Origin of the sequence: Cochlodiniinecator piscidefendens (assembly GCF_011326755.1) — a bacterium.
Lineage (GTDB): Bacteria > Pseudomonadota > Alphaproteobacteria > Rhodobacterales > Rhodobacteraceae > Cochlodiniinecator > Cochlodiniinecator piscidefendens.
In genome coordinates, this window is record NZ_JAAOIE010000001.1 from 759,875 (window position 1) to 776,542 (window position 16,668).

The following is a 16,668-nucleotide window of genomic DNA, read 5'->3' on the forward strand; positions in this document are numbered from 1 at the left end:
ATAAGTTGTCCAGCATGGCCCAAATCGAAAAACGCACTCGGAAAGATGGTTCTTTATCATATGTAGCCAAAATTGCCATTCGGAAAAATGGAAAATGGGCGCATCGAGAAGCTCGTTCTTTTGATAGGCTATCAGCCGCTAAGAACTGGCATGCGAAACGCATGAAAGAAATCGCAGCAGCGGGTAAAAATCTCGACACAATAAAAAGCAAAGGGAAAACCCTCTCTGCCGCTATTGACCTCTACATTACTGAAAGTGTCAAAGAAATTGGTCGCACAAAGGCCCAGGTACTACGTTCAATCAGAGATTACGACATTGCCGACCAACATTGCGCTGATATCGAAAGTCACGACATCGTTCAATTCGCACGGGAACTTGGAACAACGAGAACGCCCGCTACTGTAAGCAATTACATGTCTCACCTTGGCGCTATTTTTGCAATTGCCCGTCCAGCATGGGGCATCCCATTGGATCAACAAGCCATGAAAGATGCATTCGTGGTCTGCAACCGACTAGGAATAACCGGCAAAGCCCAAAAACGTGATCGCCGCCCTACACTTGATGAATTAAACGCACTGATGTCTTTATTTGAAGACAAGCACAACCGCCGTCCCAACTCACTGCCGATGCATCGCGTGGTCGGGTTCGCCCTGTTTTCCACGCGGCGGCAGGAAGAAATCACAAGAGTTGCCTGGGAGGGATTGGACCAGACACACAGCAGGGTGTTCATCAAAGACATGAAACACCCCGGTGACAAGGTGGGCAATGACGTGTGGTGCGATCTGCGAGCCCCCGCCATGAACATCGCGTTGGCAATGCCAAGGAACAAGCCATTGGTGTTCCCATACCACAGCGACACCATCAGCGCCGCATTCACGCGGGCATGCAAAGTTCTGGAAATTGAAGACCTGCGCTTTCACGACCTTCGACATGAAGGTGTCTCGCGCCTATTTGAAATCGGAGAAACGATTCCGCAAGTAGCGGCAGTGTCCGGGCATCGCTCCTGGTCTTCGTTGCAGCGATACACCCATATCAAACAGACAGGTGACAAATATGAAGGATGGAAATGGCTGGATAAGCTAGCCCAGAAATAGCCGCATCGACTGAAAGTAGTGCCCTCGCACGATCCACAAATAAAGCCATATTTCCCATAAAAATAAGGGCCATGTGGGCCACGTTTATGCTCCAAACCGCCCTAAACATATCAATGGCTTACCAGAATTGTGGACCACGAAATCAATAGAAATTTGAACGAGTAATGCTGGACACTGATAGATTTCGACTACGATAGGTTGCGTAGAAATTGACTATTTTTTACTAGAAGGTTTCTTTGGGGTAGCATCGATTACCACGATTTCTGAAGCACGTTCTCCTGCAATAATCCGAGAATTCCTAATGCCATTAATGACATCCAACTTGTCGCCAAGCTTCCCATAAGTTATTCATCAGCTACTTTCACGACGACGATCAAAGGTACAAAAACGCGCTAGAAAGGGATCTAGGACATCTAATGATCCCGAAGTCCGTCGGCCCCGGGGAGATTAAGTCTGACAACTCTCCTGACTACACTAAACAGCTCATTCAACAGGACTATCTTGCAGACACGTCTGTCCTTGCTGTTCTCGTTGGGCCAAACACCTTGAAAAGGAAACATGTCGATTGGGAGATTTCAGCGGCACTAATGGCGAAAGTTGGTGGGCACTCAGGGTTGATTGGTGTGTTCCTCCCAGAAATGAGGACGAGCGGCAATGGCGGCTGGTTCTACAACCAAATGCCCCCTCGCCTCGCCGATAATATCAAGAGCAGTTACGCCTCGAATTGTAGCTGGGATAAATTCACCAAAAAATTTTCTTCTAAGGTGGAAAACGCCTTCAACAACAGAGTATCGCTCAAAGAAAAAATCGATAACTCACGGGTACAGATGGCGAGAAATCTTTAGTTATGCGGGACTTTCTGTTGATAAAAATTCGCGCTAACTGGTCTATCCACATATCGATAGACACGGCGCTACTCGTTGCCGCTATCCTGATTCTCACCGCGCTGGTCATTGTAAGATTACTAACAAAGGGTTTTTCTAAAAGATGTTATCGTTGACAGTATTGGTGTAGGTGTAGGCGATATTCATCTAAAACGGGCATAGTAGATCGTCAAATTGCTTATCGGATTTTGGTCAAGCTGAAGACGAGGAAAGTCGGGTTTCCAATCGACTTTGAGAAGGATGTTATTTTTGAATTTTGTGTCTCCTGGTACGCCTTCTTCAGTATTCCTCGTGAGCTAATCAAAGACATTCCAATCGCAAAACTGGATCGCGCTCATACGCGAGAACTCGAGCACATAGATTGCTTCAATCCGGATCAGGATTTGATTTGGCACTTTGAACAGATCAACCTTTGCAAGGCAGATCAATAGTGCTCGGCCGCTAGACCGAACGACGAAATCCAGTTAATAAGTCCTGACAGCAGCTTCTTTTAATACCTCTTTTACAAATTTTAGGCGGTCCGATATTGCTGAAACGCGTGTTTGAAATGATAGCAAATATGGCGAAGTTCCCTCGCGTGTTTCTGAATGCGCTGTTTGGATATGACTTCTTCATTTCCTATGCCCATGCGGATGGCACGGATTACCCCGAAAAACTGAGCCGGGATCTGATGAAACTGGGGTTTCAAACCCATCTGGACACACGTGATTATCATGTGGGTGCGGATCTTGGGAAGCTGACGGAAATCAGACTCAAGAATTCGCGCAATCTTGTGGTGGTTTGCCGACCAATGGCGTTGGAGCAATCCATTTGGGTTCGCCGGGAAATCGATGCGTTCGAACAACGCGGGCAAAGTGTCCGACTGATCAACGTCGAGAATGCCATCGCGCACTCCTGCGATGACCCGCCCCCGGACACAGTCGCCGCTTGGCTGTCCGAACCCACGACCCCCCAGGGCGACGAATGCCGTGCCGAGGTTCTGTTGCGCGTAGAAGACAATTCTGACACACCGGATCACCCGAGCCGGATCCCAGGATTTAACGTCGCCGAGCGGTTGCAGAACGCGTTTACGGATCGCCGCCAGCGCACCAGACGAATGCAGGTCCTAACCGGAATTCTAGGGTTGTTTGTGACGCTGTCAATCGGGCTTGGCGTTGTGTCCGTCTTTGCAGTGTCGGCAGCGGAACGAGCACAGCGTGAAGCGCTAACGGCACGACTACAGTTCAGCGCGGTTGAAGCAGAACGGCTGGCGACAACTCCAGATTCGGTCATGGCGCTGCGCAAGATCGTGGACGATGTCACCTTGGCGAGAAATGGTTTGGGCCATGTGCCCGCAAGCACCAGACGCGCGCTCTGGCGCCTGCTTTACACTGGTCGGGACCTGTGGACTTTTAACGCTGATACGGCTCAATTGGTACATATTGGGTGGGACCCAAAAAGAGAGCGGATCGTCACCCTTGAACGCGATGGTGGCGTCAGTGCCTACGATCTGGATGGCGAACGCACCGAATTGCTTGCCTCGTTGGCTGAGCCAAATCCACCACTGTGGTTTTCGAAGTCCGGCCAGTTCATTCAACGCGTCGAAGAAGGGACCGAGTCGGTATACAGCTTGAATGGAGAACTGTTGCTGCGATTTGAAACCGGCGATGACGACGCAGAAGGCCACGAACTACACGACATTGCGTCAACCGGATCCAGACTTCTTTGGGCCGACGACGAGGCATGTTTGCGTGTGGCGCCAATCGACCTACTGCCTGCCTCAGTAACGCCGGTTTTTTGTGCGGACCAAGAAAAAGTTGAATTTGCCAGCTTTGCGGACGGATACGGCAAGATATTCCTTGTGACAGGCAATGGCATCACACGGCTGTTGGATGCGACCACAGGCGAGGTTCTGGCGGAAAATGATCTGGGCGTGGTCTTTCACATCTGGCGTCTGCGCGATGATGCACAGGCCTTTGTCGGATTTCATCCTGAAAAGATCGTTGTGTTGAATCGCGATCTTGACGTGAACTTCAGCAGAGGTTTGGAAACAGAAAAAGACGTAGATATGGCGGGCGGCGAAGTCCTTTGGAACGAGGAGCGCATTCTTGTCATATCGAACGAAAACGAACAAATGGCGCGAGTATTCTCGCTTGCGCTGGAGCCGGAAGGCCCGCCCTTTCGCCTCCATTCGGTCACCTCGCTAGGTGTCGCGCAGAGCATTGGAGCCTTCATTTCGGCCGGATACATTGATAATACGGTACGTTTGCTCTCAGCCAGGCCGCATGGCAGTCAATCGCTTTTGCAAAACCGAAGGCTGGAGTTTTCACAAATCGCCTATTGTTCTGGGTCGGGGCATCTGGTGCTGGGGGACTTCGCCGGAAGTATCCACCTGTTCGATCCCCAATCCCCATCACAGCTTGAAAGCTTGGTTTTGCCCCCGGAGGAATGGGTAGAAGGTTTGGTATGCTTGGAAAACGATCGTTGGGTTGCGGTGGCCGATGGCCAGCTGTTTTCATCAGAAACATTTGAGGCCACTGACCTGAGAACGATTGATATTTCAGGCGAAAGTGCATCTCACTTGGCGCTCTTTGGTGATGGCGTCGCCTTGGCCTCTCTGGCCCACGTGTACATCCTCGACCAGCAGACTTTGACCACGGATGCGGTGCTTGGGTCGAAAGACGCTTTAGAGAACGCTATTCCGGACGACGAAGATGCAGTTATCACCTCAATCACCACAGGGGAGGCGAGCGGTAACCTTGTGATCGGTGTCAATTTTGGGACCGAAATTGCCAGCCTAGTGTTTGTCACAATGGAGGACCGCGAAGTTGTCCGTGCGATCGTGCAGCAAACGAACCAGATGGAGATCCCTGAGTCTCTAGCCTTTTCGCCTGACGGAAAGCAAGTGGTTGTGGCGGGCCCGATGATGAGGGTTGAGGCCTTTGACGAAGCGGGACACAGCACATGGTCGGTACGAGGGAGTGACAATCCCTTTCTGGATACGCTGGCGTACGTGGACGATGACTTCTTTCTTGGCGGGGGCTTTTTGGGCGACATCTCGCTCTGGTCACGGGATGGAACCGTCGCATATTCCGGTTTCGACGCTGACCTGACAGGCGAAAACATCAGCCTTACCGCAGGTGGTCCGCGGGAAGTTTTCGCCATCGTTTCTGATGGTACATTGAAACGTCTGAGCTTCGATGTAGACGAGCTGGAAGCGCTGGCCTTGCAGGTGCTGAGCCAGTTACCTGACCCGAACTGACGCCCTTCCCAAGCTCTGTCAATAACATCTGGACAGTGGAGCCGAGGCCCAGAGCACCAATCGTGATTGACCATGCCAGGCCATCACGAACGCAAGGTGCGTGTCAAACGACGCAGCCAACCACCCACATCCTTTGGCTCGCCTTCGAAGCCGATCAGCGTTTCAGAAAACAGGCTTCGGGTCGCATGGACACCAAGACGGCGATAGTTTTCGAACTGCACTTCGTCAAAGAATTGATCGGCGGTGGATTGGATCGGGAAATCCGGATGTACTGTCTTGTAGGCATTGATCATCTCGTCTTCGTCCCCGGTCATCGACAGTTTGATGAACAAAAGCAATCCAGTTTGGGCAGGTTGGTTATCTTCGGCGGGATAGATGATAGTGCTCAACACAGCGTGGGATGGGGACTGCCCGTTCCCCGGATCAACCCGGAGGTCATCCAGCTTCATGTCGATTTCGATCCCCAGATCGATGCGCGCATGTCGGCTGAGTGTCGCCTGTGTGCCAAAGGTATTGGGGGTATCAGCGCCCGCATCCACCGCAACAATATACCGGCACCGGCGACGCAACAGCTCGTATACACCCGAGTTTTCGATATGCCCCCCATCCGTAAGGTAGAGCCAATCGCGATCCTCGATTAAACCCTGACCGGTCATCTCGCGCAGCAAGCATCTAAATCCGGGGCGTTTGCCTGTTTTTCCACACCGCGAAACACTCAGCCAGAAACCTAGCCGCAGGTTCAAGAATGCCAATAGCGACGCGGCAGGGGCGACAGACAGAAGCGCCATATGTGGCGCAACCGCCGCCCCCGACGTCGCAATCGCCGTACCCAGATCAAGCGCTTCGTTTGCGGTCGTTAGCGTTGACGTCTTGTGATATCCTGTCGTGGGAGAGCCACAGTGCGTTTTGGAAAACAGAAAGAAATCACCTTTGCGTTCCCCCAGTTTCACGGACTTGCTGTTGGGCAGATTTACCACCGCATTGATCAAATGATGCGGGGCCTTGTGCGGTTGGTTCAGCGACATCAATGGCGCTGTTGCACTGTCCTGCTCGCCAGACTGGACAAAAGTTCGTGCCAGGCTATCGCGGTAAATGCGGTGGGGGCCGGTCAGGTTGATATCAATCGCCCACGACGTTAGCGCCAACACCAGCACAAGCCCTAAAAGAACCACATGACCGGGCACATAGCGTAATGGAGAAACAGGATACGCCGCCGTGTCTGCTGGTAGATCAGCCAGATAGTAAAGGAGCATGCCAAAGATCAGGCAAATCATCGGCACGATGATGCCGGCAATCGCCATCGCAACAATGACTGCGGCTTTTTGCATCGCGGGTCGGGCAAAGAGCTTAGCTACAATTGAAAGAGCCGGGAAAGCGGCCCCCACCCCCCCTAACATCGCCCACTTTAACGACGAATGAAGCGCCGTTGTCACGAGCGGATAGAGGCTATGGATCAAAGTGCCAAGCATGCAAACTCCAGCTGCAGCCAGAGCCAACGCCAACAACTTGTCAGCAGTGGTGGGTCTCGATTTCAACAACGTTGCATGCAGTACCAGCCCCAACGCGAAGCACGCGAAGGCGACAATCGGTAAGAACGAGAAGGCGGACGTGGCTGCATTAGGCAACCAGTACAGGATCAGTGCAATCGTTGCAATTACGACACCCGGTGCTGTCCAGTTCAACAGCATTCCAGCCAGGATTTGTCCGACAAACTTCGGTGCCCGTCCTGCTTCCCCTTGCAAAAGATACGATGCCCGGTGGCGGGCATAGGCAACTTGAGCAGTATCGGGTCCATCAGGTTGGCTCAGGGCGGCTTCGCCTGCTTGTGCCATTTGGCGACTGATGAGGGCGCCTGTGAACCCCCCCCCAGACACCGTAGACATCAGATCGAACCCTTTCAGCAGCCCTCTCTCTGCCAATTCTTGCGCAACGCCCAATGAAAATGAAGCCGAACGGATGCCGCCACCAGAAAACGCCAGGCCCGTACCTTCGGTGATTGGGCCGGTGTCGTTGCTGTCCGCCCGCCCAGTGGCAATACGAATGGCGCGGATTTCGGCAGTTTCTGCCGAGTTCAGTTCATTGGCAACCGAGGCAGACGTCTGACTGTCCTGACGCAAGCCCAGCACCATCGGTCCAGTCACATCAATCCGCTCCTTGATATCCACATCACCCTCCCAAGTGTCTTTGATTGGCCTGCCATAGGCCATCACATGAACCTGAGCAGCATAGGCCCTGAGTTTGGTTTGCAAGCCGACCAGATCGAGGCGGAATGCAATGGCCCCATCCCGTGTGGACAGCTCGCCCTGCTCTGATCTACGATGCCAATCCGCCGTGACAGGGCGCAGGTGTTGGTTCAACATCTCCACCGTCATCTCGGCAAAGACATCACAGCCGGGATTGTCCGCTATTGCCTTGCGTGCCAATCCGAATAGCTGGTACAAACTGGCCAGCGCATCTTTCTCAATCCCCTTTTGGAACGGCAAATTCTGTGTCGCGATGCGAGTGCGCACCTCGGTCAAAAACGAATGAGCCGCAGCTTGATCAGCGGTCAACTCCGTTTTCACCTGCACAGAGCGGGCGGGGGCTTCTATCGCTTGGTTGGTCATTTCACCAGAAGTCGTGTCTGACATTTGAAACCTCTTTGGAAAAAAGTCGAAGTGGTTTTGCCTTTGTGGCTGTTTTACGGTAGAAGATAAAATCAAAATTGTAAGCTCAAGTGATGCTATTTCGTCCGACTTACATGTTTCACTGGAGAACTCCAAATCCCTTGCAGAGCATCAAATCTGCAACGATTCTTAGTATTTAATCAGCAAGATTTTAAAGACATAGAGTTTATGAAAAGACTTGCAGGCCTACACGCGCGTGTAGCGTAAATAAATATGAACTGATGAAACAGATGCTTACACTGACACATGCTACCGAACGGGACATTGACCTGTTGCTAGTCGAAGAATTCGCTAGCTGACCCGCTAGGATGCTGATCTGAAGACTGCCATCACACAAAGGGAACCATCAGGCCCAGCGGCTACAAGTGCTGCGCAAATCCGCGTTCGCTGACGCCAACGACACTGCATAAACGGTTGGCCGGGAAGTGATCCCTGTGTTGTTCAATGAACCTAAATCTCATTGCTTTAGGCCCGCAAAGAACTGGGTGGCCTTTTTTAGGATTTCCCTCTCCTCCTTAAGAAGCCGAACCTCACGTCGAAGCCGGTCATTCTCTTTGGCGAGGTCCAAATCCTCCTTCGAAACCACGTCCGTGTCTCGATGTGCTGTGATCCACTTGTTCAACGTCGACATGCCAACGCCCAGATCATCAGCCACCTGTCTACGCGTCAGCCCGCTGGTCAGTGCAATACGCACCGCATCTTGGCGGAATTCGTCCGTCCGTTTCAGTCCCATAGTCGATCTCCTTTGCTGCAGTTAATGCTATCAAAGGAGCGGCATCAAACCGCGACAGGTCCAGAGTAGTTCAAGCGTAGTTGCGGCTGTTAGGTACTATTCAAACTAATTCATTTCTAGAATTTCTTGATGCATATCCCCTTCAGCAAAACGAATGTTTATTCTATCCAAGAGTTTTTAGGTCATTTCGCTCTCTTGGCAGATTTGTGCGCATCTAGAGCAACGTAGGCCCAATATACCATGCCAGATCGATCTGAATTGAACTCTTCGTTTTCAAGACCCATCGCTACAAATTCTTTGAGGCGCTCAACGGCAGTCTGCGGGAGCGGAGAGAAATGACGAATTAGGTTGGTACAGCATGACTTTACCTTGTCACTATCATCGAACAATCCCTTTTCGAAGAACTCAACAGAATATCTCATCGAGTTATTCTCATCTAGAATTTGTGCTAAGCAATAGTAGGCTTCACCACGGATATGCTCAACTTTGCTATCAAGTAGAACCTCGAATACGTCCAAAAACCTCTTTCTAGTCTTTTTCGGCATTCTGCGCATACGAATATGGGCAATCCTCCTTTGCCCCTTGTCGAGTGAAACTGCTTCAAGGAGAATCTTAGCTATTTCGGGGGAGTTGCTCCAGTCCCCGAGAGACTTGAGGGCATTGTCTATCTCTAATTCAAACCCTTGTTCATCCGCTTGTATTACGTTCTCGAATGAATGTTTGAGGGCCGGGAGTAAGACACGCTCTAGCTGTACAAATGTGCAGCAATTAAGGCTCGAAAGTACGCTAGGCAAGTCGTCGGCTTCAACTCCATAAAGCACTGGAAAAACGGGTGTTTTGGAGCCCAATGAGTACCCAAATTCAAATGGTAGCCAAAAGCTATCAATCGACTGTTTAGTCGAGACGAGAACAACCGCATCGGAATTGTCAATCGCGCTCTCAATTGATTCCTTGATGTGTGATCCGGCCAGCATGCTCGCTGTATCAATCCATACGCGTGCACCATGTTTTTCCAAGAAAGACTTAGTGGCCGTTGCTATCTCATTGTCTTGCCTTGTGTAGCTGAGAAAAATGGTCCTGTCTTGAAGGGGAGTGGGCGAATGATATATTTTCTTGCCAGACTGATCTGAAGCCTCATCCAGAAAGTATTCGCGCTTCTTTGAAATGTGAACTATGGCATCAGCCTTTTCCCGATAGGGGCGAATATTTGCAATGTAACTTTGCTCTTCTTCTAGCCAGACTGCCTTCGCTTCACTTTCTGAAAATCGCCGTTCAGTAATCGCATCTCGTTCAAAGCGCAATGTTTTTGATGCTTCTGTACTAGCTTCAAAAAAAATCGAGAAGTCGATCACATCATCACTGTCAGCGACCGCCAAGTAGTTTCCGTCGAGAATTATGAAGTCCGCAAACTGGACATTAAGTTCGTTCCCCACCGTTCCGTCATAATCATACTGCGGGACGGCTATATTTTCGCCTTCATAGACCAACCTACTTATCATTTTTTCCGCGGTTGGCGTATCCCACCCACTTAGGCAATATCCATTAGTTTTAATTGCCCTACGTACATCTCGAGGCCGAAGAAATCCATCTAGTTGAAGGTGAGAGCACGAGTATCCTTCTTCATTCAGCTTTTCTTTTAGGATCCTTGACATGGACGACTTTCCAAGGCCCGCAGCGCCGGCTAAGCCCACCGTTATACAGTTCCTTGACGAGTTTGAGTTGGGAGCTGCAGACACTAGTTTGTTTGCCAATAGGGATGCAGCTTGTTCTTGTGTCGCTGAGTTGCTTTTGTTCAAATCTGGTTTTCCGTCGATATGTATCTGCGCTATTGTCACTATGTCACGTTATGCGCTCTTAGCCAAATGGCCAAACCTGTCAGCTAATGTTTGATTTCTGGCTGCCATGCTTACTTTTTCAACCAAAGAACTGCTATTTTTATCGCCGCGGCGAATGACCTGTGTGGATAGCGCCTGCATAGCAAGACATATTTGAAGTAATTTCGCGTTGGTAAGAAGCAGACTTGTGTTCGGCCTGTTACGGGCCTCCCGCAGCCGTCCCGCGAGCCGCAGACAACGGTCTGATATGGTCACACTTGCGCATATCAAAGAACAGTCCCGCCTGAGCCTTGGTAGCTATGGCAGGCCACGAATGACGGAAGAACTTAAAGATATCGGCCTGAATGTTGGTCACCGCCGTGTGGGGCGGTTGATGCGCCAGAACGGCATATCGGTGGTCAGAACCCGCCAATACAAGGTGACAACGGACAGTGATCATAAGTTCAACATCGCACCGAACCTACTGGATCGGGACTTCACAGCTGATGCGCCGAACCAGAAATGGGCTGGCGATATCAGCTATGTCTAGACCCGTGAGGGATGGCTATATCTGGCCGTCATCCTCGACCTGCATTCAAGGCGCGTCATTGGTTGGGCCGTCAGTAACCGCATGAAGCGCGATCTGGCAATTAGGGCGCTGAAGATGGCGATTGCATTCCGGACACCGCCGCAAGACTGTATCCACCACACGGATCAGCGATTGCTGCATTCATTTCCTACGGTGAAGGCAAACGTCGTGCTCACAATCCTGAAAAGTGGGGGAAAGGAGCGCTGGAAGGCGTCGCTGCGCCGGAAGCGGCCAACAATGCTGTATCCGGTCCGTCCATGGCACCCCTCTTGACCCTTGGTATTCCCGGATCAACCATCGGCGCGATCTTGTTGGGGGTCTTTTTGATTCATGGTATTCAGATCGGACCGACGCTGTTTCTGACGGACAAAGAATTGATCTATCGTCTATTTGCCTGCGGGATGATCGGCATTGCCGCCTATGGATTGATCGGATATTTTGGCGCAACTCAGGTCGCGCGATTGATCTTGAAAATCCCGACGAACGTTCTGTATCCTCTTATCTTCCTGACGTCATTTGTTGCGGCTTATTCCGCGCGCGGCTCGATGTTTGATGTGACGGTCATGACCATCGCAGGGTTTGTCGGCTGGCTGATGCGCAAGTATGATTTCAACATTGCTGCCTTCGTGATTTCATTTGTGTTGGCGAAAGGTGCCGAAGAAACGTTCCGCCAGTCAATGTTGATGTCTGATGGTGGCGCGCTGGTCTTTGTCGAACGACCGATTGCTGCCCTTTTCCTTGCGATCGGGCTTGCGGCCATGGCGTTCCGCGTGCGGTCCATTTGGCAGGAACAGAAAATCGCCAAAGGAGGATTGGGCGATGCTTGAGTGGCCGCTGATGAAAAATAGCTATTCAAGTGTCGAGATGCGCGGGATTTGGTCCGAGTCGTCCACAGTTTCGGCGTGGATCAAGGTTGAACAGGCCTTGGCGCGTGTTCAGGCCGACGCCGGAGTGTTGCCCGACAAGGCCGCGGTTGCGATTGAGGGGTTTCGGGTCGCTGATCTGGACCAAGACCGGCTGCACAACTCCATGGAGCTGGTCGGGCGGCCCATTGTTGGGTTGGTTGACCAGATGCGCGAGCATGTCGGCGACGAACATGCACCCTATGTGCATTACAAAAGCACCACGCAGGATATTTTGGATACGGCTTTGGCCATGCAAATGAAGTTTGGGCTATCGGTTGTGATGGATGACACGCGCAAATTGATAACCGCACTGTCGGACCATATCAGCGCCCATCCGTCAACGCTAGTCCTTGGCCGAACCAATGGTCAACATGCCGTGCCGATGCTGCTGAGAACCAAACTGGAAGTGTGGCAGGCAGAATTGACGCGGCGCATGGCGGTTGCCAAAGAGGCGGGTATTCGCGGAGCGTTGGTTCAAGTGGGCGGGCCATTGGGCGATTTGTCCAACTACGAGGTCAAGTGCGATGTGGTCAAAGCGGGTATGTCAAAAGCACTTGGTCTTGGGCGTGTTGATCCGCATTGGCAAAACGCTCGTGACGGGGTGGCCGATGTTGTCGGCGCACTAGGGGCATTGTGCGCAACCCTTTGCAAGATTGCGCACAACATCAATTTGCTGTCGTCCAGCGACATTGGTGAAGTCTATGAATTGCATGAAAACGGAAAAGGTGCGTCGTCGTCCATGCACCACAAAAGGAATCAGCGGGCAAGCGAGTTTGCCGATGCTGTTGCTAGGCTCGGGCCGCAACGGTCTGAACAGATCGGCGAACTGACATTGCACCAGCACGAACGTTCGGGTGGTGTGTGGGTTGCTGAATGGTTGGTCGTGCCAGAAGTCTTTTTGCTTACATCGGGCGCTTTGGTATGGTCCAACAAGATGCTTGCTGATCTGACCATTGATACAGATCGGATGGAGCAAAATCGCAGGCCTTCCGCTTAGGGAATGCGTGCCACCGTTTCTGAACCTAGCCCGATAACGTTGGACCCCAAATTTCGCCAAAGGGATCGGCTAGTACATGGAGAAGGACGAGCAACTTGACGGTCTCCTTCCTTGAACTGTTGTTCCTCATTGTCGCTGCGTTCCTGTCATCGGTGTGGACATCGATCATCGGTGTCGGTGGCGGGCCGTTGTTGATTTCGGCCATGCTCGGCATCATTCCCGCAGCGGCCATCATTCCGGTTCACGGTCTGGTGTCGCTCGCCGGAAACGTAAGCAGAATATCGTTGTCCATGCGCGACATCGTTCGCCCTATCTTTTGGCCATTCCTTGCAGGGGCTGCAGTCGGAGCGCTGGTCGGCACACAGGTTGTCGTGCAATTTCCGCCCGAGTTTCTGCCTTTGACGCTTGGTGCATTTATTCTTGTCACCACTTGGCTTCCTCTTTCAAGATTGGGGAGCATTGTGACGCTCGGCAAGACCGTTCGATACTCAGTGCTGGGGCTGGTCCAAACCTTCTTGTCGCTGTTTGTGGGGGCGGTCGGGCCGTTGGCCTCGCCGTTTTTGCTGAAAGATGATTTGTCGAAGGATCAGTTTGTCATCACAAATGCTTCCTTTGCCGCGACATTTCATACGTTGAAGGCGCTGGTGTTCGTTGTTGCAGGGTTTTCCGCGACAACGTTCGTTGTCGAGATTGTCAGTATGATCGTTGCCGTCACGCTGGGATCCTTAGTCGGTACCAAGCTGAGGGGGGTGGTTTCGAAAACCATATTCCGAAAGATGCTGATGATAGTGCTGACAGCCTTGTCACTACGAATGATTTATTTTGGTTTGGTTTGGTTATGGTGATCACGACCTGAAGATATGGGCAATGTTGAGCTCCGTATTATCGCCTACGAATTACTCGAATAGTTGCAACAAAACGTAACCGTAGACTGGCACTTAAAGGAAAGCGCCCGTGGCAAGCTCCGCGTCCTCGTTCGCCGGATTCTTAAAAAATTCGGTTATCCACCCGATCGTGCACCGGCAGCAATCAATACCGTCCTAACAGGCCGAAACCTTGTTACGCTGGTCTTAAGCCTAAATTGCACTTCAATGGTTGTGGTCTTGTCACGCTTGCGTTCCGGCGTCTTGGGGCAGCTGGATGGAAAATAGCATGCGCTACCTTGCATGACGCAATTTACTTTAAATATCTGATACTTTACGAACATTAATTCGTTGGACTTGGCGGTATGCTATCAACGATACTTCTCAAATCGCGCAGTTTGTTACGGATTAACTTAATGCTTCAGAATATGCTCTTGGTCTCGTTTGGTACGATCCTCTCCGTCACTTCTATCGGCGGCGATGCTTGGGCTTAACTCGCTGAGAGCGACCTGTAGTGTCTCTCCAGTTTTCTTCTTCGGGTCATAAACATTGAAGGTGTAGAAGCCTCTAGGGTGGAGTAAACGCACGCTTTTGGTCGGCACGGCATGTCGCTCGCAATGCATGAACATAGGACAACTGTGTTCCTTAGCTGAATGCGCGCAAACTGTTGATTTGCGTCTATAAGGGGAATCAATGATCGAACGAGTGAGGTGCATGCATGAGCAGTGGCGACGAATACGAGCAGAGCGGAGACGACTATGGAGGGGGGACGCCCTTTGACGATTGGCTGTCTCCGGCAGACATCTTCGGAAAGGAACAGTGGGAAGAAAACCAAATTGTGGTTGATCGCGCACATGACGGGAGTGCAGAGACCAATCGCAATTTCAGGCAGATTTCATTCTACATCCCAACCGGCTTTCATTTTATGCTCGCTTACATTGAACACAAATCAGGCAAGATCGAAAAACGATACTGGGACGAATACAAAAAGCATTTCCCCAGAACGTTCAAAGGTGCACGCGCTGTTGATCTAGCGGTCAAAAAGGCAGTTGCTAGAACGATTCATAACGAGAACCATCACCATCTTCACATGCTGGCCTTGGGTCACCATCCCCGGTTGGTACCGCTTCAAAGAGCGCTCGATTTGGAAGGAGGTTCTCTGACAGACGCAGAGGAAGAGGACAGGCGACCAGCAGATGTAGTTCTCCTTCTTAAAAAATTACTACACAAGTCAGTGGGTTGGAGGTCGGAACTTCCGTCCTACCGCTCCTTTATCGAGTCCTTTCAATGGGACAAATTCACTAAAGAAGAGAAACGGTTGTTGGTAGATCTAATCGAGGATCTGCCGGAAAAACAGCAACGATTGGAACCAAATGCTTCTCCCGAATATGACGAGATCCCTTTTTAACTAGAAGAGATTATCACTGCCTGGCAAATCCTTGATCTTGTCAAGTAGGTCAGTCCCTTCCTGCATAGCAGAATCTAGCGCAGACCCCAAAGTCGACTCCGCCTTCTTCTTCGCTACCCGTCCGGCAAGTTTGCCCGTCCATGAAAAAACTTGGCTCAAGCGCCCTTTATCGATCTTGGGTGCTTCAAGCTCTTGCAAAACAGCTTTGAGGAGAACGATCAATTGCTGTTTAGCAACTTCTGAAGGGAAGACAGGCTGTGACGGATCGTCGTTCAAATTTGCCAATTGGTCTACCAATATTAGCAGCGACGACCGCACTTTCTCAATGTGATGCTGAATTTGGTCTGTGCTCACATCCACCCAAGCTACGTAACCGTTGGTTGCCTGCGCGTAGTCTCTCAGCGCGCGTAGAGCGGCTTTAAAGTAGACGGGGTCACTTAGCTGAGCACGTTCGATCTTACCGACTGTGTTGCCGCCAAAGTTCCCGATGTTGAGCGACATTGAAAGTTCCGACTGATTCAAGTTGTTCCTCTCTCGAAAGGCTATGATGGAACGGATCAGTCGGCTCGAAGCCTCTTCGTTGTTGATATAATAATCCGGATCTTTTTCGGCTTCCTCTAAAAGCTTGAGAAAATCTTGCGGTACAATAACAGCCCGTGGCGGATCGAAAGGTTCAAATTCAGACATGGTCGTTCATTCCTTCAAGAATCGTTTCGATCAAATTCCCCGCCCCTTCGTCCGATTAGCTTGTAAGCACTAACACTTACAAACCACTTTAACTGACGAATGCAAAGCCGATTTGTCAACGCCAGTTCGACCCAATCATGCAAGCTTTGGAAGGCACTGCTACGCTTCTGAGGCGGTGCATTCACTGGTATCCCAAATCTGACCAAGGTGCATGCAGTGAACCGCCCCTTGTTTGCCGGAGACCCAGAAGTAAGGATACTGGGTTATGGAAAAGAACAAATGTGGAAACAGATACTCACCTGAAGTGCGCGAGCGTGCTGTGCGGATGGTGTTTGAACATCAGGGCGAATTTGACAGCCAATCTGCTGCGATCAAATCGATTGCGCCTAAGATTGGTTGTGGGCCGGATACACTTCGGGCGTGGGTTCGGTGCACTGAGACGGATAGTGGTCGACGGGACGGCATAACGACCGCCGAACGGGACCGGATCAAGGCTTTGGAACGTGAGAACCGTCAGCTTCGGCAAGCCAACGAAATCCTGAAGAAAGCATCAGCGTATTTCGCTCAGGCGGAGCTCGACCGCCCATTTCGGAAATGATCGCCTTTATCAAAGAACATCGGAATATCTGCGGGGTCGAGTCGATTTGCCGGGTTTTGCAGATCGCCCCATCGACGTTTTATGCGCATCTGGCAGTTGAACGTGATCCCGAGCTAGCATCAGATCGCGTGAAAAGGGATGCTGAATTGCGTCCACAGATGAAGCAAGTCTGGGAAGACAAGACGCCTG

11 protein-coding genes, 3 pseudogenes and 1 other annotated feature are annotated in these 16,668 nt (G+C 51.2%); of the genes and pseudogenes, 10 read left to right on the forward strand and 4 right to left on the reverse strand.

The window, feature by feature from the left end; translation table 11 throughout:
* The first annotated feature begins 14 nt into the window (after positions 1–14).
* The 3 genes from G9C99_RS03810 (at position 15) to G9C99_RS03820 (ending at position 5,219) form a co-directional block, all read left to right on the forward strand.
* Positions 15–1,094 carry a site-specific integrase gene (locus tag G9C99_RS03810; RefSeq protein WP_166416100.1) on the forward strand — a complete coding sequence of 360 codons (1,080 nt, stop codon included), beginning with the start codon at positions 15–17 and terminating at the stop codon, positions 1,092–1,094.
* Between the two features lie 350 nt (positions 1,095–1,444).
* A complete protein-coding gene (locus G9C99_RS03815) occupies positions 1,445–1,939 on the forward strand; it encodes a TIR domain-containing protein (protein WP_166416304.1) in 495 nt (164 codons plus the stop codon).
* A 598-nt stretch (positions 1,940–2,537) separates the two neighbouring features.
* Entirely contained in the window at positions 2,538–5,219 is a 2,682-nt protein-coding gene (locus G9C99_RS03820) for a TIR domain-containing protein (RefSeq protein WP_166416101.1), read from the forward strand.
* Between the two features lie 83 nt (positions 5,220–5,302).
* On the opposite strand, the gene G9C99_RS03825 is transcribed toward G9C99_RS03820, so the two are convergent.
* From G9C99_RS03825 to G9C99_RS03835, 3 genes and pseudogenes are all read right to left on the reverse strand, one after another.
* Positions 5,303–7,849 carry a patatin-like phospholipase family protein gene (locus G9C99_RS03825; protein ID WP_166416102.1) on the reverse strand — a complete coding sequence of 849 codons (2,547 nt, stop codon included), beginning with the start codon at positions 7,847–7,849 and terminating at the stop codon, positions 5,303–5,305.
* 413 nt (positions 7,850–8,262) lie between these two features.
* Positions 8,263–8,618 (reverse strand): annotated as a pseudogene (locus G9C99_RS03830) (transposase); the annotation flags it as partial.
* A 182-nt stretch (positions 8,619–8,800) separates the two neighbouring features.
* A complete protein-coding gene (locus tag G9C99_RS03835; RefSeq protein ID WP_331459967.1) occupies positions 8,801–10,453 on the reverse strand; it encodes a TIR domain-containing protein in 1,653 nt (550 codons plus the stop codon).
* A gap of 199 nt (positions 10,454–10,652) precedes the next feature.
* Here G9C99_RS03835 and G9C99_RS03840 point away from each other — a divergent pair.
* The 6 genes and pseudogenes from G9C99_RS03840 to G9C99_RS03865 form a co-directional block, all read left to right on the forward strand.
* A pseudogene (locus tag G9C99_RS03840) lies at positions 10,653–11,150 on the forward strand (IS3 family transposase); the annotation flags it as partial.
* Positions 11,151–11,164: 14 nt separating this feature from the next.
* Positions 11,165–11,848, forward strand: a complete 684-nt coding sequence (locus tag G9C99_RS03845) for a tripartite tricarboxylate transporter permease (RefSeq protein ID WP_331459972.1) — start codon at positions 11,165–11,167, stop codon at positions 11,846–11,848.
* The gene (locus G9C99_RS03850; RefSeq protein WP_166416104.1) at positions 11,841–12,923 is read left to right on the forward strand and encodes a lyase family protein; all 1,083 of its coding nucleotides are present in this window, start codon (positions 11,841–11,843) and stop codon (positions 12,921–12,923) included. Before G9C99_RS03845 ends, G9C99_RS03850 begins: the two co-directional genes overlap by 8 nt.
* A 95-nt stretch (positions 12,924–13,018) precedes the next feature.
* A complete protein-coding gene (locus tag G9C99_RS03855; protein WP_166416105.1) occupies positions 13,019–13,768 on the forward strand; it encodes a sulfite exporter TauE/SafE family protein in 750 nt (249 codons plus the stop codon).
* A 63-nt stretch (positions 13,769–13,831) separates the two neighbouring features.
* Entirely contained in the window at positions 13,832–14,074 is a 243-nt protein-coding gene (locus tag G9C99_RS03860) for a type I restriction enzyme endonuclease domain-containing protein (RefSeq protein WP_205859820.1), read from the forward strand.
* 430 nt (positions 14,075–14,504) lie between these two features.
* Positions 14,505–15,194, forward strand: coding sequence for a hypothetical protein (locus G9C99_RS03865; protein WP_166416106.1), 690 nt, complete (start codon positions 14,505–14,507; stop codon positions 15,192–15,194).
* Here the strand turns inward: G9C99_RS03865 and G9C99_RS03870 are convergent, their stop codons facing one another.
* Positions 15,195–15,881 carry a hypothetical protein gene (locus G9C99_RS03870; protein WP_166416107.1) on the reverse strand — a complete coding sequence of 229 codons (687 nt, stop codon included), beginning with the start codon at positions 15,879–15,881 and terminating at the stop codon, positions 15,195–15,197.
* A gap of 265 nt (positions 15,882–16,146) precedes the next feature.
* On the opposite strand from G9C99_RS03870, the pseudogene G9C99_RS03875 reads away from it, so the two are divergent.
* Positions 16,147–16,658: pseudogene (locus tag G9C99_RS03875) on the forward strand (transposase); the annotation flags it as partial.
* Positions 16,434–16,550, forward strand: a sequence feature (AL1L pseudoknot). It overlaps the preceding pseudogene by 117 nt.
* Positions 16,659–16,668: the final 10 nt, after the last annotated feature.

Excerpts from the sequence above, each read along its gene's own strand:
- G9C99_RS03810 (WP_166416100.1), top strand. The coding sequence starts at position 15 with ATGGCCCAAATCGAAAAACGCACTCGGAAAGATGGTTCTTTATCATAT.
- G9C99_RS03820 (WP_166416101.1), top strand. The coding sequence starts at position 2,538 with ATGGCGAAGTTCCCTCGCGTGTTTCTGAATGCGCTGTTTGGATATGAC.
- G9C99_RS03825 (WP_166416102.1), bottom strand. The coding sequence starts at position 7,849 with ATGTCAGACACGACTTCTGGTGAAATGACCAACCAAGCGATAGAAGCC.
- G9C99_RS03850 (WP_166416104.1), top strand. The coding sequence starts at position 11,841 with ATGCTTGAGTGGCCGCTGATGAAAAATAGCTATTCAAGTGTCGAGATG.
- G9C99_RS03865 (WP_166416106.1), top strand. The coding sequence starts at position 14,505 with ATGAGCAGTGGCGACGAATACGAGCAGAGCGGAGACGACTATGGAGGG.
- G9C99_RS03870 (WP_166416107.1), bottom strand. The coding sequence starts at position 15,881 with ATGTCTGAATTTGAACCTTTCGATCCGCCACGGGCTGTTATTGTACCG.